General features: G+C 46.6%; 19 protein-coding genes. 11 read left to right on the top strand and 8 right to left on the bottom strand.

What is annotated here, in order from left to right; translation table 11 throughout:
• Positions 1 to 7 precede the first annotated feature (7 nt).
• From P2W83_RS05385 to P2W83_RS05375, 3 genes are read right to left on the bottom strand one after another with little or no spacing between them, the layout of a single operon-like run.
• Positions 8 to 1,471 carry a c-type cytochrome domain-containing protein gene (locus P2W83_RS05385; protein ID WP_276132674.1) on the bottom strand — a complete coding sequence of 488 codons (1,464 nt, stop codon included), beginning with the start codon at positions 1,469 to 1,471 and terminating at the stop codon, positions 8 to 10.
• A 3-nt stretch (positions 1,472 to 1,474) separates the two neighbouring features.
• A complete protein-coding gene (locus P2W83_RS05380; protein WP_276132673.1) occupies positions 1,475 to 1,813 on the bottom strand; it encodes a dihydroneopterin aldolase in 339 nt (112 codons plus the stop codon).
• A 20-nt stretch (positions 1,814 to 1,833) separates the two neighbouring features.
• Positions 1,834 to 3,318: a c-type cytochrome domain-containing protein gene (locus P2W83_RS05375; protein ID WP_276132672.1), complete on the bottom strand. Its 1,485-nt coding sequence runs from the start codon at positions 3,316 to 3,318 to the stop codon at positions 1,834 to 1,836.
• Between the two features lie 152 nt (positions 3,319 to 3,470).
• On the opposite strand from P2W83_RS05375, the gene P2W83_RS05370 reads away from it, so the two are divergent.
• From P2W83_RS05370 to porG, 3 genes are read left to right on the top strand one after another with little or no spacing between them, the layout of a single operon-like run.
• On the top strand, positions 3,471 to 4,883 hold the full coding sequence (locus P2W83_RS05370) for a BamA/TamA family outer membrane protein (protein WP_276132671.1): 1,413 nt from the start codon (positions 3,471 to 3,473) through the stop codon (positions 4,881 to 4,883).
• A gap of 47 nt (positions 4,884 to 4,930) precedes the next feature.
• Positions 4,931 to 5,809: an NAD kinase gene (locus P2W83_RS05365; RefSeq protein WP_276132670.1), complete on the top strand. Its 879-nt coding sequence runs from the start codon at positions 4,931 to 4,933 to the stop codon at positions 5,807 to 5,809.
• Between the two features lie 48 nt (positions 5,810 to 5,857).
• The gene (gene porG, locus P2W83_RS05360) at positions 5,858 to 6,715 is read left to right on the top strand and encodes a type IX secretion system protein PorG (protein ID WP_276132669.1); all 858 of its coding nucleotides are present in this window, start codon (positions 5,858 to 5,860) and stop codon (positions 6,713 to 6,715) included.
• On the opposite strand, the gene P2W83_RS05355 is transcribed toward porG, so the two are convergent.
• Positions 6,716 to 7,180 carry a GNAT family N-acetyltransferase gene (locus P2W83_RS05355; RefSeq protein WP_276132668.1) on the bottom strand — a complete coding sequence of 155 codons (465 nt, stop codon included), beginning with the start codon at positions 7,178 to 7,180 and terminating at the stop codon, positions 6,716 to 6,718.
• A 152-nt stretch (positions 7,181 to 7,332) separates the two neighbouring features.
• Here P2W83_RS05355 and porX point away from each other — a divergent pair, with 152 nt between their 5' ends.
• The 4 genes from porX to gcvP all read left to right on the top strand — a co-directional run bounded on the left by porX (position 7,333) and on the right by gcvP (position 14,998).
• Positions 7,333 to 8,889, top strand: a complete 1,557-nt coding sequence (gene porX / locus P2W83_RS05350) for a T9SS response regulator signal transducer PorX (RefSeq protein WP_276132667.1) — start codon at positions 7,333 to 7,335, stop codon at positions 8,887 to 8,889.
• Between the two features lie 69 nt (positions 8,890 to 8,958).
• Positions 8,959 to 9,948: an AAA family ATPase gene (locus P2W83_RS05345; RefSeq protein WP_276132666.1), complete on the top strand. Its 990-nt coding sequence runs from the start codon at positions 8,959 to 8,961 to the stop codon at positions 9,946 to 9,948.
• Between the two features lie 65 nt (positions 9,949 to 10,013).
• Positions 10,014 to 11,987 carry a tetratricopeptide repeat protein gene (locus tag P2W83_RS05340; protein WP_276132665.1) on the top strand — a complete coding sequence of 658 codons (1,974 nt, stop codon included), beginning with the start codon at positions 10,014 to 10,016 and terminating at the stop codon, positions 11,985 to 11,987.
• Positions 11,988 to 12,115: 128 nt separating this feature from the next.
• Positions 12,116 to 14,998, top strand: a complete 2,883-nt coding sequence (gene gcvP / locus P2W83_RS05335; protein ID WP_276132664.1) for an aminomethyl-transferring glycine dehydrogenase — start codon at positions 12,116 to 12,118, stop codon at positions 14,996 to 14,998.
• Positions 14,999 to 15,059: 61 nt separating this feature from the next.
• Here gcvP and P2W83_RS05330 read toward each other — a convergent pair whose 3' ends face one another.
• Complete coding sequence (locus tag P2W83_RS05330; RefSeq protein ID WP_276132663.1) at positions 15,060 to 15,299, bottom strand: hypothetical protein; 240 nt, start codon at positions 15,297 to 15,299, stop codon at positions 15,060 to 15,062.
• A 174-nt stretch (positions 15,300 to 15,473) separates the two neighbouring features.
• On the opposite strand from P2W83_RS05330, the gene P2W83_RS05325 reads away from it, so the two are divergent.
• The 3 genes from P2W83_RS05325 to P2W83_RS05315 all read left to right on the top strand — a co-directional run bounded on the left by P2W83_RS05325 (position 15,474) and on the right by P2W83_RS05315 (position 18,756).
• A complete protein-coding gene (locus P2W83_RS05325; RefSeq protein ID WP_276132662.1) occupies positions 15,474 to 15,803 on the top strand; it encodes a helix-turn-helix domain-containing protein in 330 nt (109 codons plus the stop codon).
• Between the two features lie 92 nt (positions 15,804 to 15,895).
• Positions 15,896 to 17,851 (top strand): M1 family metallopeptidase, encoded by a 1,956-nt coding sequence (locus P2W83_RS05320; RefSeq protein ID WP_276132661.1) that lies wholly within the window; start codon positions 15,896 to 15,898, stop codon positions 17,849 to 17,851.
• Between the two features lie 29 nt (positions 17,852 to 17,880).
• Complete coding sequence (locus P2W83_RS05315; protein WP_276132660.1) at positions 17,881 to 18,756, top strand: TerC family protein; 876 nt, start codon at positions 17,881 to 17,883, stop codon at positions 18,754 to 18,756.
• 10 nt (positions 18,757 to 18,766) lie between these two features.
• Here the strand turns inward: P2W83_RS05315 and porQ are convergent, their stop codons facing one another.
• The 3 genes from porQ to P2W83_RS05300 are packed head-to-tail and all read right to left on the bottom strand — an operon-like array spanning position 18,767 to position 22,153.
• Positions 18,767 to 19,915, bottom strand: coding sequence for a type IX secretion system protein PorQ (gene porQ / locus P2W83_RS05310; protein WP_276132659.1), 1,149 nt, complete (start codon positions 19,913 to 19,915; stop codon positions 18,767 to 18,769).
• 47 nt (positions 19,916 to 19,962) lie between these two features.
• Positions 19,963 to 20,802, bottom strand: a complete 840-nt coding sequence (locus P2W83_RS05305) for an enoyl-ACP reductase FabI (RefSeq protein WP_276132658.1) — start codon at positions 20,800 to 20,802, stop codon at positions 19,963 to 19,965.
• Between the two features lie 49 nt (positions 20,803 to 20,851).
• Positions 20,852 to 22,153, bottom strand: a complete 1,302-nt coding sequence (locus P2W83_RS05300) for a hypothetical protein (RefSeq protein WP_276132657.1) — start codon at positions 22,151 to 22,153, stop codon at positions 20,852 to 20,854.
• 141 nt (positions 22,154 to 22,294) lie between these two features.
• Here P2W83_RS05300 and P2W83_RS05295 point away from each other — a divergent pair, with 141 nt between their 5' ends.
• A complete protein-coding gene (locus P2W83_RS05295; protein WP_276132656.1) occupies positions 22,295 to 23,257 on the top strand; it encodes a pirin family protein in 963 nt (320 codons plus the stop codon).
• The last annotated feature ends 9 nt before the right edge of the window (positions 23,258 to 23,266 follow it).

The raw sequence follows: 23,266 nt of genomic DNA, 5'->3' as shown, positions 1-23,266 counted from the left end.
TTATAATCTACTTAAAACGTACATCAGCCGAATACGGGTCTACCAGGATCTCGTATCGGCTGTTGTTATATGGTAGCAGCGTGGACGTGCTAAAAAGGTTGTAGAAACCATTGCGACCATTGCAAGGAGAGATGTGGTGCGGCTGAGGACCTGACTTATCCTGGTTGCGGCTGAATACGTAGAGCAATCCGTTGCGATCGTCTACCGCAATACCATGCGGCTGAAAGAGTTTGCCTTCCAGTCGTTTTGTATCCCAGGTGTTATAGTTGATAGCGTATACTGACCCAACAACTCCTGTCGCGATGGTGTCGTTGGTGCAGGTGACAAACAGGTAAGGGTGTGTTCGCGATTGCGCCATCTCCTGCGGCATCCGACCGGTTGGGATCACTTTTATCAAGTTGTCGGTTTGTGCATCAAAGACTCTTAGCTCATTGGTATTCTCACAAGTCACAAAGTACTTCGTATTGTCCGCCGACATTAGAATGCGGTAAGGGTTAGGGGTGTTGGCAGCAGGAATTGTAGTTAACGGTTTACCATCAAGGCTGATCTTCTGAATATTGCCATTGGCGGACAGTTTACAAAGTGTGTTGCCGAAGCGTTCTGTCACGTAATATGTGCCCATTGTATTGCCGGCCATGCTCTCCGGATACTGAAAGCCTGTATAGGTTTGTTCTACCTGCATGTTGCCAGTGTTAATAGCAACTATCGTCGCCGATTGCCAGGTAGTTGCCAGCAGGCGCTGTCCGTCGGGGGTTATAAATATATTCTTCCAGTAAGCTTCAGGAAGCTTAGCTTCTGCCACTACGCTATCGGTTGACAGATCTATCTTTTGAATGGTATTCCCATTCCAGAAACAGGCGTAGGCGTATTGACCATCGGTCGATATCTTGACGTAATCGGATATCTCATTATTAAGTGTACCGCCGACCTTTATGTACCGCATCACTACTTTCTTCTCTCCGTCGATAACGCCGATTAGATCACAGCCCTGGTGGGTGACGTATATTTTCTGACGTGTTGCGGCATTGCTGGCAAATGGGATATTCCCATTTTTATCTGGCGCACCCTTTGCTATCCAGTCGCGTACTTGAATATACTCCTCGCGGCTTAATGCAGGTTGGTCGAGGGGCATGAGGGGTAGGGCAGTTGGGCCAAGATCAGCGAACGTATTGATAAAGTATAATAGTGAGCTGTTCTCTATATCGTATGGAATAACCACCGCGCCATTCTTCCCACCATCGAACAAATGATCCCAGCTATCCATCAATAGTCCTCCGGCATTTTCATAACTCGCTGAATTGTGACAACCCGCCGTTGCACACCTGTTGATAACGATCTTGCTAATGTCGTCCGGGTAATTATCCGATAATGTGGTGGGATTCGTTGCTGTTTTTGGTTTTAGTGTTTCATGCTTGCAGGCACAGAAGCACCAAAGGGTAAGAAACAGTATGAATGCACCTGCAATACGCATAGTTTATCCCTCGTAGCAGACCTGTGAATATTGAACATCACCCGGCATGGGTGGGTGAAGCTTACGCACCGCTACTTTTATTTTAGCAGTATTTGGGAACGAGGATTTAATGGAGGAATGGATATCCTTTACCAGGACTTCCAGCAACTGACCTTGTTGCGTGAAGCAGTTACGTGCTATTTCGTTCAGCTTTGTATAGTCCGCGAACGGCCATTGTTCATTGTCAGCAACTGCAAAAAATACATCAAGGTCTACTTCAAAATCATTGCCCAATACCGGTTCTTCAGCGTAAAGACCATACGGAGCTGAAATGCGGATACCATGTAGCGAGACAGTTAGCATATCCAAAAATACGAAGGCTGCTATTTAAACCGTGCATCTGCCGAATAAGGATCTGGCAATACTTCAAACCTGCGTTTGTCAGCCGGCTGGAAGGTAGTCATGTCATAAACATGATAAGACCCGTTGGCGCCTGTACAACTTGACGTGTGATGCGGTTTAGGTCCTGTTGGGTTTACATTGCGGCTAGCAAAGCAGACTGTGTTGTTTACATCATCCACTGTTATACCATGTGGACTGGAGAAGTTACCCCTGATGACATTGACAACACTGAGTGTATTGTAGTCGATGACATACACTGACCCTACGAATGTGACATCGCCCAGTTTAGTAGGCTGGTCGTCCATACAGGTAACAAACAAGTACGGCTTCTTGCGTGATATGGCAAATTCCTGTGGTTTTGCTCCCACCGGGATAACCTTGATCACTGAATCCCTACTACGGTTCAAAACGCGCACTTCATTAGAGCGTTCGCAGGTAATGAAGTATTTGGAATAATCGGGCGCCATCAGGATCTCATGTGGGTTCAGCATGGATGAAGAAGTGTCTGGAGTAACAACCGGCGTTTTGCCATCAAGAGATATCTGCTTGTTGACAAAGCCATCCAGGCTCAGCTTATACATGGCGTTGCCATACTGCGAGGTTACATAAAATGTATCGAACGATGGGTTGGAGGCTATGCCATGCGGGTAGGTGAACCCGGGGTATACCTTCATCTTCATTGTCAGCAGGTCAATGTATACCAGCCTGCCTGATGCTCGCCAGTCGCTTACCAGTACTTTAGAAGCATCGGGCGAAAGGGCAAAAACATTCCAGGAGCCCGATGGGTTGGTGGGCAACTGAATGTCTTCGACCACCTTATCTGTAGATGTTTCGATCTTTTGAAGGGTTGTACCAGCCACGAAACTCACAAAAGCGTATTTGCCGTCGGTGGTAGATCTCAGGTAGTGAGGTACCTCAGCTATGGCACTTGTGCCTACAGGTATATATCGCATTACTACCTTCTTTTGGGCGTCGATAACGGCTACCTGGTCGCAGGCCTGCATAGTGATATAGATCTTCTGACGGGTTGCAGGATCGGAAGCAAATGGGATATTGCCCGATTTGTCGGGAGCACCTTTGGCTACCCAATCCCTGATGGTGATATATTCTTCCTTTGACAAGGGCGGATTGTCTTTGGGCATAGTGGGTTGTGCAACAATTCCAAGGTTGAAGTCCGTATTGATATAATAAAGCAATGGACTAAATTCTATGCTGTATGGCACGATAGCGGATCCATTGTTGCCACCATTGAACAGTTGTTCCCAAGTGTCCATTCGCAAGCCGCCGGCGCCTTCGTAGCTGGCTGCGTTATGGCATCCCGCCGTTGCGCATTTGTTCACAAATATTTTTGCTACCTCGTCGGGATAACCGGAACCGTTGGGCTGTTTAGGTATTAGCGGTTCGTGTTTGCAGGAAATTACGGTGAGGCTAAGGCAACAAATAGCGGTCAGTATACGTTGGATCATTTACGAGCGTTATTTACTAAAGTTAAGAAATAGTTGGTATCTGCGCTTCGCAACCTGTTCACTCCCTGTATCATAGACATATAACTGTCACGGAAATGTTGGTGAAGATTTATTTTTATTAATACCGCGCGCTAGCTATTTTAGGCATCCTGATGAAGTATTTCCTGTTCCTATTTGTTTTTTTGTTTGCATGTGCTGTGTCAGGACAGGAAAACCGCTTTGTGTCTATTCCCGACTCGGTGAATGCTGTGCCCGGTAAAAGCTATCATCTGCGTAGCATCTTTATCACAGGTAATAAACATACGCGCGATAGGGTGATTCACAGGGAGATGAGTGTTAAAGAAGGAGCCTTGATCCCTTCAGACTCGCTAAACCTAGTCCTCGACCTTAATCAGAAAAGGATATTCAACCTTTCGATCTTTACTGAAGCTACAATTGCGGTCTTGAAAGTGGACGATTCGACGATCGATTGGCACATCAAGGTGACCGAACAGTGGTATATTATACCCGAAATATCCTTCCAGCTCGCAGACAGGAATTTTAATGTCTGGTGGAAGGAGCAGGAGCGCGACATACGGAGGGCTAACATCGGGGTCACTTTAAAGCATCGCAACTTCAGGGGTAACCTGGAGCAGTTGAGCGCTACTGCCCAGATCGGCTATACCCAGAAATTCGGATTAGAGTATTTTAAGCCTTATGTAGATCGTAGGCAGCAACACGGACTTGGGGCATCATTCTTCTTTTCGAAAAACGAGGAGATGTTCTTTACTACTAACCTGAACAAGCTGCAGTTTGTCAAAACGCCCCGCAATTATGTGATCAGCCGGTTTGAGGCCGCAGCGGTTTACGTATATCGTCCGGGGTATGCCACGAGACACCTTATAGAACTCCGCTACCGTGATTATCGCGTGGACGATACGGTGATCAAGCTCAATCCAGAGTATTACGACAATGGCAGCTCTGAGCTGAATTCAATGGAGCTTTCTTACCGTTTTGACCTGAATAAAGTTGACAATTGGAACTATCCGTTAGTTGGTTTAAAGCTGGTAGGTAATTTCATCAGTCGGGTAGGTTTTAAGGGCATTGGCTTCCAGAATACTGCTTATGTAGAAGCTGCAAAGTTTTATCACCTGGGGCATAAATGGTATTCTTCTAATATTGTCCGCGCGCGCGTAATGGCGCCTCAAAGACAGCCGTATGCCTTCAGATCGGCATTGGGGGTAGAGCCAGATTATGTTCGCGGTTACGAATATTATGTAGTGGATGGTTCTCAGTTTGGTGTACTGCGCAACAGCCTGAAGTATGAACTGCTTAATACCAGCATACGCAGCATCCCATTCAAATACCTGCCCGTATTGCCCATCAGGCTCTATCCGAAAATATTCGCCGATGTTGGGTATGTAGTCAACAAGTTTCCTGGCAATAGCTTTCTGAACAACCGCTTGCTGTATGCTGCCGGGTTTGGACTGGATATCATTTCGGCATATGATTTCAAGCTACGACTGGAGTACACCTGGAACCATTTGGGCGAAAAAGGACTATTTTTACACCTCAATACCGAATAGCTGAAGACTGGCGACGAAGGGATGAAGTTGCAGTTAATACACAATATATGCTCGTAGCGCTGTACAACCGTACGTTCGAAGAACAAGACATACCGACAATACAACACATTCTGCAAATGCTGGAAAGTCATGGTTTGCAGATGGTATTCTATAAAGGCTTTTACGAGCGTATTGCCCCTCATGTTCAGCTGAAGGTGAAGCCGGCTTTGTTTACCGGCAAATTCGACCTGCCGCCGCATGTGGATATGCTGTTTAGTCTTGGTGGTGACGGCACCATGCTGGATACGGTATCTTTTGTAGGCAATTCAAACATTCCACTGATCGGAATCAACCTCGGCAGGTTGGGATTCCTGGCTGCGATACCTGAGGAAGAAGTAGAAGCGGCGATATTATCACTTGTACGGGGGTCCTATACACTGGAAAAACGTACTCTTTTGCATTTGGACGCCAGTATTCCCTTATTTGATGGTTCTCCTTATGCACTCAACGAGTTCACACTACACCGGAAGGATTCATCGTCGATGATCAAAATACATACCTATCTCAATGGCGAATTCCTGAATACTTATTGGGCTGACGGATTAATAGTTGCTACCCCAACTGGTTCTACCGGTTATTCACTGAGCTGCGGTGGTCCGGTTGTATTCCCGCAAACATCCAGCTTTGTAATAACGCCCGTTGCGCCACACAACCTGAATACACGTTCTATTGTCGTTCCAGATGACAACGTGATATCCTTTGAGGTAGAAGGTCGCACCGAACAATTCCTATGCACGTTGGATGCGAGAACTGAGACCATCACCAGTTCGGTGCAACTGGCCGTTAAGAAAGAGAATTTTACCATATCTCTTGTTCGCCCTGATGAACACAACTTCCTGAAGACGATTCGACAGAAGTTATATTGGGGTATCGACCGACGCAACTAAAAAGAATGCAATAAAAAATTACATTTGTAGTTATACCTGCAGACAATTATGCAAAGGCTAGCTTTGATCATATCGTTCTTTCTCGCCGCGACCGCGAACAATGTGCGTGCCCAGACCTTTTATCAGAATAAGGAATTTGGTGTCTCCCTTGGTGCTTCGCATTACTTCGGCGATCTGAATGATCATTACGGTCTACAGGAAGTGATGCCAGCCTTTGGTGCATTTGCGCGTATACATGTAAACCCGTTCATAGCAGTGCGTTTTGCAGCACAAGCAACGAGGGTCGGCTACGACGATAAATACTCTACCAACTTCTACAACAAAACCCGTAATCTCAATTTCAAAAGCGATATAGTTGAGCTTACAGCTCAATCTGAGTTTAACTTCTTCCGGTTTTTTACTGGTGAGCAGCACAGTCGCTTTACCCCATATCTTACAGGTGGCGTTGGTGTATTCTATTACAACCCATATACCACCTACCAGGGCATAAAATATCATCTTCGTCCGTTGGGCACTGAAGGACAAAATGCAGGGTTTGGCGACCGTCAGTACAATAGCTTCAGCGTGTGTTTCCCAATGGGTGCAGGTATCAAATACTGGATCCGTCCTGGTTTAAACTTCGGTGTAGAGATCGCCAACAGGCTTACCCTTACCGACTACATTGATGATGTAAGCAAAACATATGTGGGTGTGGACAAATTCCCAACCGATCCCCAGAATCCAAGTCCGGCTGCCGCGTTGCAGGACAGGTCCGTTGAAGTGTCGGATATACCACTAGGCCGTCCTGGCAAACAACGGGGCAACACCCAATCGCGCGATCAGTACATGTTCCTGCAATTCAATCTTTCTTTTCAGCTGAAGACCTACAAATGCCCTGCGTACATACGCGAATGGCAATTTATGTAGTTAGAAATTGACCATAACGTTCACCCATTCGCCATCGAACGTGGCGTTGTACTTTTTGTAGAAATCGATAGCCGGAGTATTCCAGTCCAGTACCTGCCAGCTTATACCTTTGAATTTTCGTTCGGCTGCAGTTTTCAATAGCTGATCCATCAGCAATCCCCCAATGCCTTTGCGACGCCATTCTTCTGTTACCAGTATATCTTCAAGGTACATCTTTTGTCCCTGCCAGGTAGAATAACGGATATAGTACAGGGCAAAGCCGACGATCTGTCCGTTAGCTTCAGCAACATAAGCCCACCATACCGGGTTGGGTCCAAAGCCGCTTTCCTCAAAATGTTCGAGATCAACCGTCACCATCTCGGGCGCTTTTTCGTAAACAGCCAGTTCGTGTACCAATTCCATGATGCGGGCGCAGTCGGCTTTTGCTGCAGGACGAACAACGACAGAGGGACTATCTAAAGGCATAGTATTTATAAATGGATATGCAATACTACTTGCTTATCAACGTTATTGCAAATGAGCTACTTGTAAAAGTTCGGTTAAAACAATAGGTATTGATGTGGGAGTAGTGTAATTTTAGTTCATAAGATTGTAAACTTAACAAGCAAAAGATAAACATGAGTACAACACAAGGTGAGATTTTGTGGGTAGATGATGAGATAGATTCATTGAAATCGCAAATATTATTTCTGAAAAATAAAGGTTACGAGGTTACTCCTCTCACCAATGGTTATGACGCTCTTGAGCTGCTGAAAGAAAAAAATATTGACGTTGTATTGCTAGATGAAAGCATGCCGGGTCTTACAGGTATAGAAACACTGGCCAAGATCAAAGAAATGGATCCGAATATGCCGGTGGTGATGGTAACAAAGAACGAAGCTGAAAACATCATGGAAGAAGCTATCGGCGGACAGATAAGCGACTACCTGATCAAGCCAGTGAATCCCAACCAGGTATTGATGTCTCTAAAGAAGATCATGGATTCGCGCCGCCTGGTTTCTGAAAGAACAACTATAGCCTACCAACAAGATTTTCGTAACCTGTTCATGGCGCTGAGTTCCAATCCTAATCATGAGGAATGGAAAGAGCTGTACCGGAAGCTGGTATACTGGGAGCTTGAAATGAGTCGTAGCGATAGCGCTGAAATGATGGAAGTATTACAAAACCAGAAAGCGGAAGCCAATACCGAATTCTTTAAGTTTGTGTCTAAAAATTACGAGGGATGGATCAAAGGTAAGAATGCCCCAATATTGTCGCATGAGTTGTTTAAAGCCAAAGTTGCTCCTCATCTTCAGCAAGGCAAGCCCACATTCTTGGTCGTTATAGATAATCTTCGTTACGATCAATGGAAAGCATTTCAGCCAATAGTGAACGATTCTTTCCGAATATTGGAAGAGGATATGTTCTACAGTATACTTCCAACTGCGACGCAATACGCGCGTAATGCGCTGTTTGCTGGTATGTTACCTGCAGAGATAGAGACGAAGTTCCCTAATGAATGGAAGAATGATGATGAAGAAGGAGGCAAGAACCTGTTCGAGGAAACCTTCCTGCGTTATCAGCTTAAGCAACTCAAGCTAGACCATCTCAAAACTCAATACATCAAGATCACCAATAACGAGAACGGTAAACAAATGGAAGATGATATACACAACTTCCTTAACAATGATCTTACCGTCATCGTGTACAACTTCGTCGATATGCTATCGCATGCGCGTACGGAAATGGAAGTGTTGAAAGAGCTTGCAAGCGATGAGGTATCATATCGCTCGCTAACTGTGAGTTGGTTCGAACACTCGCCGCTGCACAGGGCGCTGCGCAAGATCGCTGACAAGAACATACAGGTGATCATTACCACCGATCATGGAACAGTAAGGGTAAAGACGCCAAGTAAGTGTGTTGGTGACAGGCAGACAACAACGAACCTCCGGTATAAACACGGCCGTAACCTGCAATATGAAGAACGTGATGTATTAGCGTTCCGCGATCCAAAGGTTGCAGGATTGCCGAGGCCTAATGTGAGCTCGGCATTTATTTTCGCAAAGGAAGATGTCTTTCTCTGTTATCCGAATAACTATAACTATTACGTGAACTACTACCGGAACACATTCCAGCACGGCGGCATATCGCTAGAGGAAATGGTAGTACCCGTTATACGGCTGCAGAGCAAGTAGCTTTTCACAAAAGTTTAAAATTCGCCAGGATAGAATATCAGTAACATTGTAAGTTATATTTCACGACTTATGGAACCTGTTTCAGAACCAATTACCTCGAACACTACGGATGCCATTCAGCATCTGATAGACCAGATAGAAACCGTTATCCGCGGTAAGCGCAGGCAGATAGAAATGGTAGTGACCTGCCTGCTGGCCGGTGGCCATATTCTGATAGAAGACAATCCAGGTACCGGTAAAACAGTATTGGCCAAAACACTTGCCCAATGTATCAGCGGCGAGATGGGACTGGATCATGTTGTCTTCAAACGCATCCAGTTCACACCCGATCTTTTGCCGATGGACCTGATCGGTACACACATCTTCGACGATAGAACAAAGGAGTTTGTGTTTAAGAAAGGGCCCTTGTTCTGTAACGTGTTGCTGGCTGACGAGATCAACCGGGCCTCGCCAAAAGTGCAAAGCGCATTGCTGGAAGCTATGGCGGAACACCAGGTAACGGTTGGGGATACCACGCTCAAGCTGGAAAAGATGTTCTTCACCATAGCTACGCAAAACCCTATAGAGATGGAGGGTACCTACCCACTGCCTGCTGCACAGCTCGATCGCTTCTTTATGAAGATATACTTTGGTTATGTGGATGAAGAGGTGGAGATGAACATCTATCGTGAATACCTCGATATAGCGCAGAATCTTATTGAACTCAAACAGAACCTGAGCATGAATGATATACTGTCATTGCAACAGCAATCATCGCAGGTATTTGTGCATGATGAGATTGTCCGTTCGGTTAGCCATATTGTTCGCGATACACGCGAACACCAGGATATTGCATTGGGTGCATCCACACGTAGCGGTATAGCTTTTCTGAAATGCCTGCGCGCATATGCGCTTGTAAAGGGTAGAACCTTTGTGATAGAAGATGATGTAAAAGACATAGCCCGTTGGGTGTTGGATCATCGTTTGATGTATAGAAACAAAGACGGCCGGTTGAAAGCACTGGATGGGATTATCAATAAAGAAGTAGACAGGTTGGCAAAACTGAAGCTGTATGCTTAGTTTCTAAGATTACCGGAATGAAGTTCTCGCGGCATCTCATCTATAGTATCGCATATTTTTTTTGCGTGCTGCTCAGTACCAAAGTACAAGCGCAGCGCAATGCCGCGTTGCGTTATGAAGTAGATGCCAAACGCACAGGCACTGACATGAACAGTGAAGATGCGCTTCCACGTTCACGTGAGTTCAAGCGCATTGACAGCACCTACTATGTTGGCTGGATGTACGAAGGAGCATATAAGTTCAACCATGCAGCAGACTTTCTGGGTTTTAAGAATGCGACGGTTCCGCTCGAACGTGCGTTGACATTAATGGAGCGGGACTACCGCCGAGAGTTGGCTACCCGTACTTCCGACATAATGCAATATTTTCCGGTGTATAAGTTCCATATCGATTATACGCTCATTGCCTACTACCTAATGAACTGTTATAGCAACATGGAAGAACCGGATAAGGTATATGCATTGCTAAGGCGCGTATTGAAATGGAATTTTCAACGTGACTACCAGATGGATGTATACAACCTGCTGGCGTGGACAGTGCATAGGAATAGGTATTATACAAGTTCGAAATATAGCTTCCTGAAGAATTCGATAGATGAGAACGAGCGTTACGCAAATAAGCTGCTCGATTCTGGATTACGTCGGGTAGCCATCAACAAACGGTTGAATGCACAGATATTCCAACCAGGATATGAGGAGTTCGAAAAGCAGTCAGTGTATCACTATAAATCTATCCTTTATAGTTATGCATTGAAGATAGATTCGGCGGCGATGTATTATAACCTCTTGCGTAACAGCCCTATCTTTCCGCACAACAACTATGCAACTTTCCGTGCCATCTGTGGCGATTTTCGGGAAGCAGAAAGTGAATACCAGCAGGCAGTTATGCAAGATGCAGGCGATAAGCGCCTGAAAGAATGGGCCTATTACACTTCTATCATAGATATCTACAAGGCTCGTCCCGATAGAGGCTCGGAGTTAATGCGTGATATGATCAAGGCCAATGGTTCAACACCTGGATTTGGCTGGTATAACATTGCCTTGGCTCGTACAGAGTACTACAACGGGCTTATCTATAGTTCTGACCAGTATGCCAACAAAGCGGCGGAGTTTAAAGAGGTGCACATCGGCACAACACTCAGCCAGGCACATTATGACTTTAGCGTGCAGCTTGTACGACTGATGAATAAACAGAGCTTGCTAAACCGACAAAAATTCGAGAACAAGAATTGGTGGTATAATCCGCGCATCATCGGTCGTATGTCTCGCTTGTTGGGTGAAAAGTACATGCAGCAATTTCTTATCATCAACCAGTTTGCACAAAACCCGGAGCGCGATCGCGTGATCTACAAGTTATTCTCTACAGAAAGTACGGTAACCTGGGACGAAGTTTGGTACCTGGTAAAAGACTTTAGTACTAAGTTTTTTGTCGGGCGATTTCAAAAGGAAATGCAAACCGACGAACGCAAGTTTGTTCGCAAGTATTTCAAACTCTTCGTCGCGCGCCTGAAAATGGAACAAGGTGATAATAGGGAAGCCCAGACATTATTAAACGAAGTGCTGCGAGATCCAAACATCGACCCGGATTACGAAAAACTGTTTCTTGCACGTGTTTACCAGGCCCAGGCTGAATGTGCGCTAAAGAGAAAAGATAATGCTGCATATAATGAATATATATACCGTATGTATCAGGCCTATCCTCAGCTTGTGCCAGATGTAGAATTAAAAATGAATATGCGTCTCAATGTGAGCGGTCGGCCAGATGAAATCGTTCTTGATCGTATAAAGGATTGCAACATTGAGTGGGTGAATAGTAGTTCTATTCCAGCTCCGTCAGTTTACCTTATATTTTCAGGTTCTGGCGATAAGAAGCGGGTAGAGTTCTATGTATTAGATCGCGAAGGCAAGTACATAGTTGAAAAACAGTCGATTGACTACGAAAAATCTGATACCATTGGTGTATCTCTTGCCTATCGTCTTTTTAATATTGGTGGAGTTCTCAAAACCGATGAAACCCAGGAAGAAGAACGCTCAATATAAGGTCAATTTATAGCCGTATTATGAAAAGCCTGTATGGGACTGGCTGTACGGCCTTCATCTTTTGCAATTCCCTTATATACGCTAACTTTGCGTATTCTTTTATCTAACAATTATTAGTTTTATTTAATATGAATTTGTTTTCCCTTCAGAGCGAGGAATTCATCCACCGCCATATCGGCCCCGATGAACAACAGACAGAACAGATGCTTCAGACTATCGGTGTATCGGATATGGAGGAGTTGATATCCCGTACTGTACCAGCTGCCATTCGCATGGATCATAGGTTGGAACTGCCAGAAGCCATCAGCGAAGCGGAATACCTGAAACTGATAAAAGATATATCTCTCAAGAATAAAGTTTACAAGAACTATATAGGCCAGGGATATTACGACATGCACACACCAAGTGTGATACTGCGTAACATCTTCGAGAATCCAGGATGGTATACACAATACACCCCTTACCAGGCTGAGATCTCGCAAGGGCGTTTGGAAAGCCTGTTGAACTTCCAAACAATGGTAAGTGATCTTACTGCTCTGCCAATAGCTAACGCATCATTGCTGGATGAAGCGACTGCTGCTGCTGAAGCAATGGCTATGTTCTTTAGCGCACTCAACAAAGACCACGATCATCTGAGCCGTCCGAAGTTCTTTGTAGATGAAGAAGTATTCCCGCAAACTAAAGATGTTATCGTAACCCGCGCAACACCACTGGGTATCGAAGTAGTTTATGGTGATTATAAAACTGCAACCATCGATGATACGTACTTCGGTGCTGTAGTACAATATCCTAATGACAAAGGTTCAGTAGAAGATTACCGCGGCTTTATTGAGAAAGTACATGCAGTAGGTGCATACGTTGCTATGGCAACAGATCTTCTGGCGCTTACCCTGCTGACACCTCCAGGCGAACTGGGTGCTGATGTTGCCTTTGGTTCTGCGCAACGTTTTGGTGTACCTCTGGGTTATGGTGGTCCGCACGCTGCGTTCCTTGCAACTAAAGATGATTTCAAACGCAGCATTCCTGGTCGTATTATTGGTATCAGCATAGATGCTAATGGGAACCGCGCACTGCGTATGGCGCTGCAAACACGTGAGCAACACATCAAACGCGAAAAAGCAACTTCAAATATCTGTACTGCACAAGCACTGCTGGCCAACATGGCAGCAATGTATGCAGTATTCCATGGTCCTGATGGATTGAAGAACATTGGTAAACGTGTTGCATTGCTGGCGCAAACATTGTCTGAAAAGCTGGCGGAGCATGGTTACTCACTGGTGTCTGATTCATTCTTCGACACTATAGTTGTAAAGGTAAAAGATGCTGTAGCGATCAAAGTGAAAGCAGAGGCATCTCAGATCAACTTCAGATACTTCGAAGACAACTCACTGATCGGTATCGCTCTTGATGAGACAACTACTATATCTGACATTGCTGATATCATCAACGTATTTGCAGATAATAATGAACCTGTAGTACTGAGCATACAGGACAACCAGGTGCTGAGCAACATTGGCACTGCGCTGACACGTACATCACGTTTCCTGGAGCAGCAGGTATTCAATAGCCATCACAGCGAAACGCAAATGATGCGCTACATAAAAATGCTGGAAAACAAAGATCTTAGTCTGAATACCAGCATGATCTCCCTCGGCTCGTGCACAATGAAGCTGAACGCGGCTAGCGAGATGATGCCACTGAGTTGGGCACACTGGAGCAAAATGCACCCATTCGTTCCTAAAGACCAGGCAGGTGGTTATTTGCAAGTAGTAAAAGAGCTTTCTCAATACCTCTGCGAGATCACAGCATTCGATGCCTGCAGCCTGCAACCTAACAGTGGTGCGCAAGGCGAATACGCTGGTTTGCTGGCAATCCGTGGATACCATGAAAGCCGTAACGAGGCACACCGTAACGTGATGCTGATACCGATCTCTGCACACGGTACCAACCCAGCATCCGCTGTAATGGTTGGTTACAAAGTGGTAGTGGTAAAAGCATTGGAGAATGGTTATATCGATATCGCCGACCTGAAAGCAAAAGCAGAACAACATGCTGCCAATCTCGCAGGTATCATGGTGACTTATCCTTCTACCTACGGCGTTTACGAAGAAACAATTAAAGACATCACCAATATCGTTCACCAGCACGGCGGCCAGGTTTATATGGACGGGGCTAACATGAACGCCCAAGTGGGATTGACTGCTCCGGGCCTCATCGGCGCTGACGTTTGTCACCTGAACTTGCACAAGACATTCGCTATTCCTCACGGCGGTGGCGGTCCTGGCATGGGCCCCATCTGTGTAAAGAAACACCTGGCTCCATTCCTGCCATCGCACGTTAGCGAAACTAACGGTGATCAGGCGAATGCAGTATCTGCAGCTCCTTATGGTTCTGCGAGCATCCTGCTGATCTCTTATGCATACATCCGCATGCTGGGCCCTGATGGTGTTCGCCTTGCTACTGAGAATGCTATTCTTAATGCTAACTACATGCGTGCAAGGCTGAAGAATGATTTTGACATTCTTTACACTGGTAGCGGTGGTACTTGCGCTCACGAATTCATCGTTGATCTTCGCCCATTCAAAAAGACTGCAGAGATCGAAGCTGAAGACGTGGCTAAGCGTTTGATGGATTATGGTTTCCACGCACCTACCATGAGCTTCCCTGTACCGGGTACGATCATGATCGAGCCTACTGAAAGCGAGGACAAAGCAGAACTTGATCGTTTCTGCGACGCGCTGCTAAGCATCCGTGAAGAGATCCGCGCTATTGAAGAGGGGCGCGCTGACAGGCAAGACAACGTAATGAAAATGGCCCCACACACTCAGTTTGCCATCATCACGGAAGAGTGGAACCATAAATACACGCGTACGCAAGCTGCCTTCCCGCTGGAATGGGTTAAGGCAAACAAATTCTGGCCTAGCGTTGCCCGCGTTAATAATACGTATGGTGACCGCAACCTGGTATGTACCTGCGAACCAGTTGAATCGTATATGGAAGCAACTGCGTAATATTTTGAATTGATTTTTGATAAGAACCGCTCATACGAGCGGTTCTTTCTTTTTTGGGCATTTATTTTTTGCCGTGTTCTTCTATCGCATCGCTGACAGCCAGGATCAGTTCGTAAGGAATTTTGAGCCCAGGTTCAGAAACTATATCGTATCTGCCCAAGGAAGACATGGTCACGTAAAAGCGTGGGTAATTCTTAACGTTCACCTCATAATACATCCCGTCCTGGCGGTGTTCCGGAATTATAACCGCAAGTACAATTTTTCCCTCAAAAGATATTCGTTTCGTAAAATTCTGCTTCATTACTGCTTATTATTGATCTAACTACTTGAATTACATGATTTTTCTGTGACAGTGCTTAAGAGTTTTTAACTTTTTTCACCCCTTTTTTTACCAACCGTTTCAACTATCGGCTCGTCTATTAAGGCAGATCTGAATTAGTTACCCCGACGAAAACAACATTAAAAGTAAGAAACTATGAACATTGGCATTGCAATCAGGTCTATCAGAAGACAATTAGGCATTACGCAGTACGAGTTGGCGGAAAAATGTAATATCTCCCAGACTTCGCTTTCCCAGATCGAAAACGGAATTAAAAGACCAAGCAACAGGACCATTAAAAAAGTTTGTGAGGTACTCGAAATACCAGAATCTGTAATATACATACTAGGCATGCAGGAAACAGATGTGCCGGTGAGCCGCAAGAGCGTATACGACATGCTTTTCCCCTCTATAAAAAGTATGGCGCTGCAGATCGTGAGCTCTGAGCACCGGCAGCTGGTTGAGAACTACGAGATAGCTGTATAATTTGTCACCGCACTTTCATTCTTATTGCCCCTGAAAAGGGGCTTTTTTATGCCCCGTGAATTATCATTAAATTTGTAGAACAAGCTCAACCAATGAGGATCCTGTTTTTACTGGCTACTGCCTGTTCTGTTTTGTCTGCTCAGGCTTTTGATAAAGCTGAGCATCTCTGCTCACGCGCGGGCAAGAACCTGCCGATGGCAAAGACAACGCTGGCAGCACCCGAAGAGGCATGGTATGATGTACAGCATGTAGGCTTCGACATCAGCCTGAGCAATACTACAACAGCAATTGCAGGTAATGTGATCACAACCGCAAAGGTTGTTGCATCTACTATGTCGGTGTACGCCTTTGAGCTGGATCCCACACTTACCATTGATTCATTTAAGTTTAATAGTCAACTTCACCCCGTTGGTAGTATACAGACCAATGGTTCAGTGAGAAGGTTTACTTTACCATCGCCTCTCTCACAAAATGCAATATTCACGGCTCAGGTGTTTTATCATGGTCAGCCACCTTCTGGTTCTGGGTTCTTCGATAAGGGTTTGAACGCAGTTGCGGCACCTTCAGGTACCAAACTAATGTACACCTTCAGTGACCCGTACACTGCTAAGGAATGGTGGCCGTCAAAGCAAGACATCACTGATAAAATAGACTCAGCCGATATCTGGGTAACCGTTGATGACACATTAAAAGCGGGCAGCAATGGGTTGCTAAAGAATGTCACTCCGCTTCCGGGCAATAAGGAGCGATACGAATGGAAAACCAGGTACCCAATCGACTACTACCTGATCGCAGTGGTTGTGGCGCCGTATTCTGACTACTCGTACTACATGCATTATACCGATGGTAGTGGTGACTCAATGCTGATACAGAACTATGTGTACGATTCGCTGACTTTCATGACGCCATCGCGCAAAGCCAACTTTGATACCACAGGTCTCATCGTCGATCACTTCTCCAAGATCTTCGGCCGCTACCCGTTTGACAAGGAGAAGTATGGTCACTGCGTTGCTGAGCCTTTGCCTGGCGGTATGGAGCATCAGACGATGACAACATTGGGTGGTAGCCTGGCTACAACACTCATTGCGCACGAGCTGGGCCATCAGTGGTGGGGCAACAGTGTTACCTACAACAGTTGGGCCGATATCTGGCTGAGCGAAGGCTTCGCAGCTTATTGTGAACAACTGTACGTAGAGCACTTCCGTAGTGTATCAGCTGCTCAAGCTTACCGTACGGGTGTATTCAACCGTGTGTTGCAGCAGCCCGACGGTACCGTGCTTTGTGACGATACTACCGATGTGAACCGCATCTTCAGTAGCAGGCTTACGTATGACAAGGGCGCATCTGTTGCACACATGCTGCGCTACATGGCGCCGACTGATGAACTCTACTTCGATGTGCTGCGCGAATACCAGCAGCAATTCAAACATGGGCTAGCCAAAACACAAGATCTCCAATCAATTGCCGAGCTGAAATACGGTAAAGACCTAGACACTTTCTTCAATCAATGGATCTACAAAGAAGGTTATCCGATCTACTCGGCGAAATGGGACCAGGTAGGCAATACGGTATACGTTGTTGTTGAGCAGGCTACATCCAAGCCTTCATCAGTCTCTGTATTTGCGATGCCGTTAGAGCTGAAGCTGAAATCGGCCGATGGCGATATGACGGTAACAGTGTACAACAACAGCCCATGGCAGGGATACCAGATCCCATGGACAAAGACAATGAATGGACTGGAAATAGATCCGGATAATCACATCGTCAATAAGACGGGCATTATCAAGAAAGACCCAACTGCCGGTATCGTCACTCTGCTGCCCGAGGCCTCCCAGATATATCCTAACCCGGCTATTGACCAATGGCTGGTAGAGCGGATACCTGTCGGTTCAAACCTTGAGCTGCGGTCGGTTGATGGACGCATTGTTTGGAATGGCATAGCCGTAACCAACCAGCAGAACATTCCTGCTGCTCACCTGGCTTCAGGCATGTATATGCTTACTATTAGCAAAGGCAATATGTCAAAGAACTACAAGCTGGTTAAATAACTCTGTGCTTTCGCTTACCTTTGGTAGGCATGGAACACCTGGAGTTACTCTTTCAGCAGATAATTGACCATCCTGTACCTTCCCTTATTGTCATCGTCAACCTGATACTGATCGAAAGCCTGCTGTCGGTAGATAATGCCGCCGTGCTGGCCACCATGGTGCTCGACCTGCCGAAAGACCAGCGACGCAAGGCCCTGAAGTACGGTATCATCGGTGCCTATGTCTTCCGCGGTATCTGTCTGCTGTTTGCTTCCCTGCTTATAAAGATCTGGTGGTTCAAGCCGGTGGGTGGCATCTACCTGTTGATACTTGCCATCAAACACTTCATGACCACCAAGAAACCTACCGGCGACGAGACGCTGGAGGTTGAATTGGAACACAAAAAGGAAAGCTGGCTCTATCGTAAAACGCTTGGTGCCTTCGGTCCTTTCTGGGCTACCGTGATACTAGTGGAGCTGATGGACCTTGCCTTCTCTATCGACAATGTTATTGCCGCCAATGCTTATACCCGAAACATCATCCTCATATGGATCGGCGTATTTATCGGGATACTTGCGATGCGGTTCGTAGCACAAGGCTTTGTGAGGCTGATGGAGAAATATCCTTTCCTTGATACTTGTGCTTACCTTGTCATCGCGATACTCGGCCTGAAGCTTACCCTGTCGTTATTTACTCATTTCAGTCCCTGCTCTCAATTTGCTTTGTTCCTTGAAGGACCGCAGTCTTGCCTGGAGTCACAAGGTAAACACTTGCCTGTTGGTCATCATCCTACCGTGTTGGGCGATATCATTACCTCGATACTGAGTATGGCGGTTTTCTTCCTGCCGGTATTGAGTTCGATTTTATTCAACTTTCCGAAGCATCACTACGAGGACAAAGACCATACGCATTCGGCGAATAACTAACCTATTCCTGCTAGTTAGCAGCAGGGGCAGGCTGGTTGCCTTCGTACATCCAGTCGGGATATGTTTCTGACCATTGTACCCGCTTGCCGAATTTGCCGATACCCGTTATCTGGTTCAGCGTCATGCGGAGACCAAATTCGTTGTAGGCGCCGGCTATGTGGTAGTAAGAGCGTGCATATTGCACCTGGAATTTATTAAGGTTGACGCCCACACCAAATGCAAAGCCTGCCATGCCGGTCTTGTCTTTGATCACCAGCTCGCCGCGACGAAGGTGGTTGTAGCCTGCACTTAATGTTACACGTTTGCCCAATGTCAGTTCGGCGCCGAAGATGAAATGGCGGAACAGTTTGTCGGCGAAGTGTGAAGGTGTCTTGGTGGCGTTTACGCTATCGTTCACATTGAAGATCGTGATCGTGCCAACATCGTTAGGGTCTGAGTAGCGAACGTCCCATTCGTACAGGTGGTGGATGTTGGCCATCAGCCTGAGTGGTATGTGTGCAAAACGTTTTGAAACGCCTATCTGCAGATCGAAAGGCAGCGGTTCTGCGGGGTTATTCGGGTTGTACTTCTTAGCCATAAAACCCATGTTCTTGGCTACTACACCGATGTCCCAAAGTGTTGCAGTATCGTAATAGTTCACACCAACATCGGCCAGGAAAGCCGTTGCCGATTTATCGAACAGCGACGAGTGCGCGAACTTGATAGCAGCACCATAGCGCCAGTGCTTCTGGTATTGGCGGCCTGCACCCAGCGTCAGCGCAAAATCGTTGGCGCGGAAGGTGCCGTACTGGTTGCCGATAGGATCGGTAGCAGTAAAGCTGCCGTAGTTCAAATATTGCACACCAAGTGCGAACGATGTATTGATGTTCGACACATGGTGTGCATATTGTAAGTTGGCAATGCTAATGCCTGAATAGAAATTATTGTACGACAGGCCAAGGTCTGTATGCAGTGCGGGACGTATCAATGCCGGATTTTGCATGGCAAACGATATATCATCATCGGGATTGGCGATGCTGATACCACCCAGCGCAGATATGCGCGGAGCGTTGGGTAATCGCAGGTATTCCATAGCGAATTGTCCGCCGGTTACCTGTGCCTGCGCACCCTGCGCAAAGAAACATAACAGCAATAATGTCAGTGCCTGTAGTCTGTTCATAATGCTTAAAACGTGTTATAGGTTCAAAATATTGCTGTTCCCGTTCCTTAGCCTGCTGACTCTGCCTGCATAGTAGCCTGCATCTTTTCAACGATTGGCTGGCTAACACCTGTGTTAGAGAAGCCGCCATCGTGGAACAGGTTCTGCATGGTTATGTACTTGGTCATATCGCTGAAGAGGGCTACGCAGAAATTAGCGCAGTCATCTGCAGGGGCGTTGCCCAGTGGTGACATTTTATCAGCATAGTCGTAGAATACATCGAAGCCTGATACGCCCGAACCTGCGGTAGTAACCGTTGGCGACTGCGATACAGTATTCACGCGCACTTTGCGGGCAAAGCCGTAGTGGTAACCGAAGCTGCGGCCAATGCTTTCGAGCAGCGCTTTAGCCTCAGCCATGTCATTATAGCCTGGGAAGGTGCGTTGTGCAGCGATGTAAGACAGCGCTACCACCGATGACCACTCGTTGAGGGCGTCGGTCTTCATAGCGGTCTGCAGCACTTTGTGCAGCGACAGTGCAGATATATCCAGTGTTTTCAGGAAGTTATCGTAGTTGGTATCGGTGTAGCCAATGTTCTTGCGCACGTTTGGCGACATGCCTATTGAGTGCAGGACGAAGTCCATCTTACCACCGAAGTGTTCCATGCTCTTCTGCATCAGGTTTTCCAGGTCGGCTATCGAGGTAGCGTCTGCGCCTATTACAGGTGCATTGTTGCACATTTTGGCCAGCTCGTTGATCTTGCCCATGCGCAGCGCTATCGGTGCGTTCGACAGGATGATCTCACCGCCTTCTTCTACCACGCGCAGCGCAGTTTTCCATGCGATCGAGCGTTCGTCGAGTGCTCCGAAAATGATTCCTTTCTTTCCTTTAAGTAGTTGATGAGACATGAACTGTTTAATTTGGGGGTAAATGTATTAAAAAACTGCCAAGCGGGGGTTAGGCCGCGCTGTTTTTGTCATCCCGGGCGCCCAGTTTAAGCCATAACAGCCGGCGTTGCTGAGACATAGAGGAATTCCGGAACATTTGTTCGACACTGCGCTTAGTTTTTTCGGCCATGTGGGGCCATGCGGGCAGGGCGGCGCGATAGGCTTCCCAAAGCTCATCGCTGGTGTGGTACAGTTTCCGGTTTTCTAAAATATTTGCGGACTGTGGCGGGTTTGGGGGTAGTTGGATTGTTGCATTTTGTTGATTGGATTGTAGGTTTTCTTGTGTTGTCTGTCCGGCATTGTGCGGACATCCCCCCATTTTGTCTTCGACAAAATGTCCCCCTTCCAAGGGGGAAATAGGGATTTTGCCTTCGACAAAATGTCCCCCGGAGTTATTCGCTGCGCTCATGAGATCGCTGTCGCTAAGTTCCAAGGGGGAGTTGGGGGTGCTGTCAGCTTTTTCCTTCTGTTTTAGCTCGTGGTAGTTGTAGGGTTTGGTGCCGTAGGCGGCGTGCTGGTCGTCGTAGGAGGTGAAGTAGCGGCTTTGGCCGGGGATGAATGGGCCGCGGGGCAGACCATTGGCAAAGCGCATTATCATGATAAGGCTGTGATTGCCATTATGCTTCCAGTTCTTTTGCAGTCCCCCATAGTCCTCGTCCAATGCTATATAGTGGTCTGAGCGTTCCTTTGTTTCTACCGTCCATTCTTTCACTTTTTCAGGATTGGCGTTTTTCCAGGCAGTGTAGCGTTCTATCCATTCAGCATCCTTTTTCTCAAAAAGGGTGTCACCTATTAATATGACGACACCTGTTATGTCTTTCAGGTCCGGTTCTATTGGGTTGTCGGGTCCGGGTTTTGCAGGCTCCTGTTTTTCCTTTTTTTCGGTAGTAGTTCTGCGACCTGTCCAGTCGAAGCCGGCTTCCAGTTTACAATCGAGCTCTATGGCTCGCAATACCGATTGTGAAGGAATATCATCTTCGACCCAAATGACCTCGCCATCGATTTTGAAGAAACGTTTGCGCTTTACAGTCCCGAAGATCATCTGCGCAAGCACCTCGCGACGACTTTGGATGTCGGCCAGTTGCTGGGTGACGCGTTTGGTGCCTTTTTTAATAGCTGCTGCTTTTGCTTTTTTGTGCATGCGCTTTGCATCAAAGGTTACTGCTTGGGCGATCTCGGGGTCTTGCAGCAGGCGGTAAGTCGCCGAGCGTGCTGAAGATTCTTTTGCATTGGGATAAGCTGCGAGGTAGGCTTTGACAGGGTCGCCATGTTCGGCCATGGCTTCCACGAATTTTTCATGTTGTTGTTTCATGATAGGATAGGTTTTATTATAGCAAATATACGTAAAATATCATTTAATTGTTTCTGTATATTGACTATAGTTGCTGCTTATACATGTATCAACAATAGTTGAAGAATTTATTGCCTACAAATAGTCTAACTTTAGGCCACTATGATGTCGAGGCGCAAATTTCTAAGGGGCTCTGCCATACTGGGTGTATCGGTGGCTGCACCGTCGCTGCTGTTGGGGCAGTCGGGCATGTATTCGTCGAAGGGTAACCGCAAGGTGTATCGTGTGCTGAATGCTGACCACACCAAAGTGGGTACGCTGCCTGTAATGCGCGCCTTTGCCGGAGATCATCTCGATCATGTTTCGCCTTTTGTGTTGTTCGACGAGTTTGGCCCTGTAGACATCAAACCCGGAAGCGATGCCCTGCGCGTGAATGCGCATCCGCATGCAGGTGTGATACCTACCACTTATTTTCTTTCAGGTAGCGGACATCATAAAGACAGTTTGAACTACGACTTCCAGATACAGACTGGCGAGTACATGATGTTCAGCTCAGGCCGTGGTGCGATACATATGGAAGAAAGCGGGCAGCGATTGAAAGAAGAAGGTGGTAAGATCCACGGCTTCCAGATATGGCTGAACATGCCAGCTGCTTATAAACTTGATGATCCAACCACTACAGTATTTCGCGACGACCACATGCCCACCATCATCAAAAAAGATTTTACTGGTCGCGTAGTGTTAGGTGAGCTGTTCGGTTATAAGTCCAACATCAAGACATTCACGCCTACATTTTATTATTACCTGAAGCTCAACAAACAAGCCAGGCTCAACATTCCCACCGATCCTGCGCACAACGCTTTTATCTATGCAGTAAGCGGCGGTGTGGAATTAGAAGGACAACATGCGCTGAAGCCCAACCAGCTCGCGCTATACGAACGTGGACAAAGCAACATCAACCTCTACGCTGAGGAAGGCGCTGAGGTGTTCCTGCTGGGTGGCCAGCCCATGAACGAACCAGTGTATTCATACGGACCTTTTGTGATGAATAACGAGCAGCAGATCATGCAGTGTATCAACGATTACCAGTCGGGTAAGATGGGTGACCCCGACAAGGTGAATTAGTGCTTTAAC

Origin of the sequence: Polluticoccus soli, assembly GCF_029269745.1 — a bacterium.
In the GTDB taxonomy this organism is placed as follows: domain Bacteria; phylum Bacteroidota; class Bacteroidia; order Chitinophagales; family Chitinophagaceae; genus Polluticoccus; species Polluticoccus soli.
This window is presented reverse-complemented; position numbering and strand designations above follow the sequence as displayed.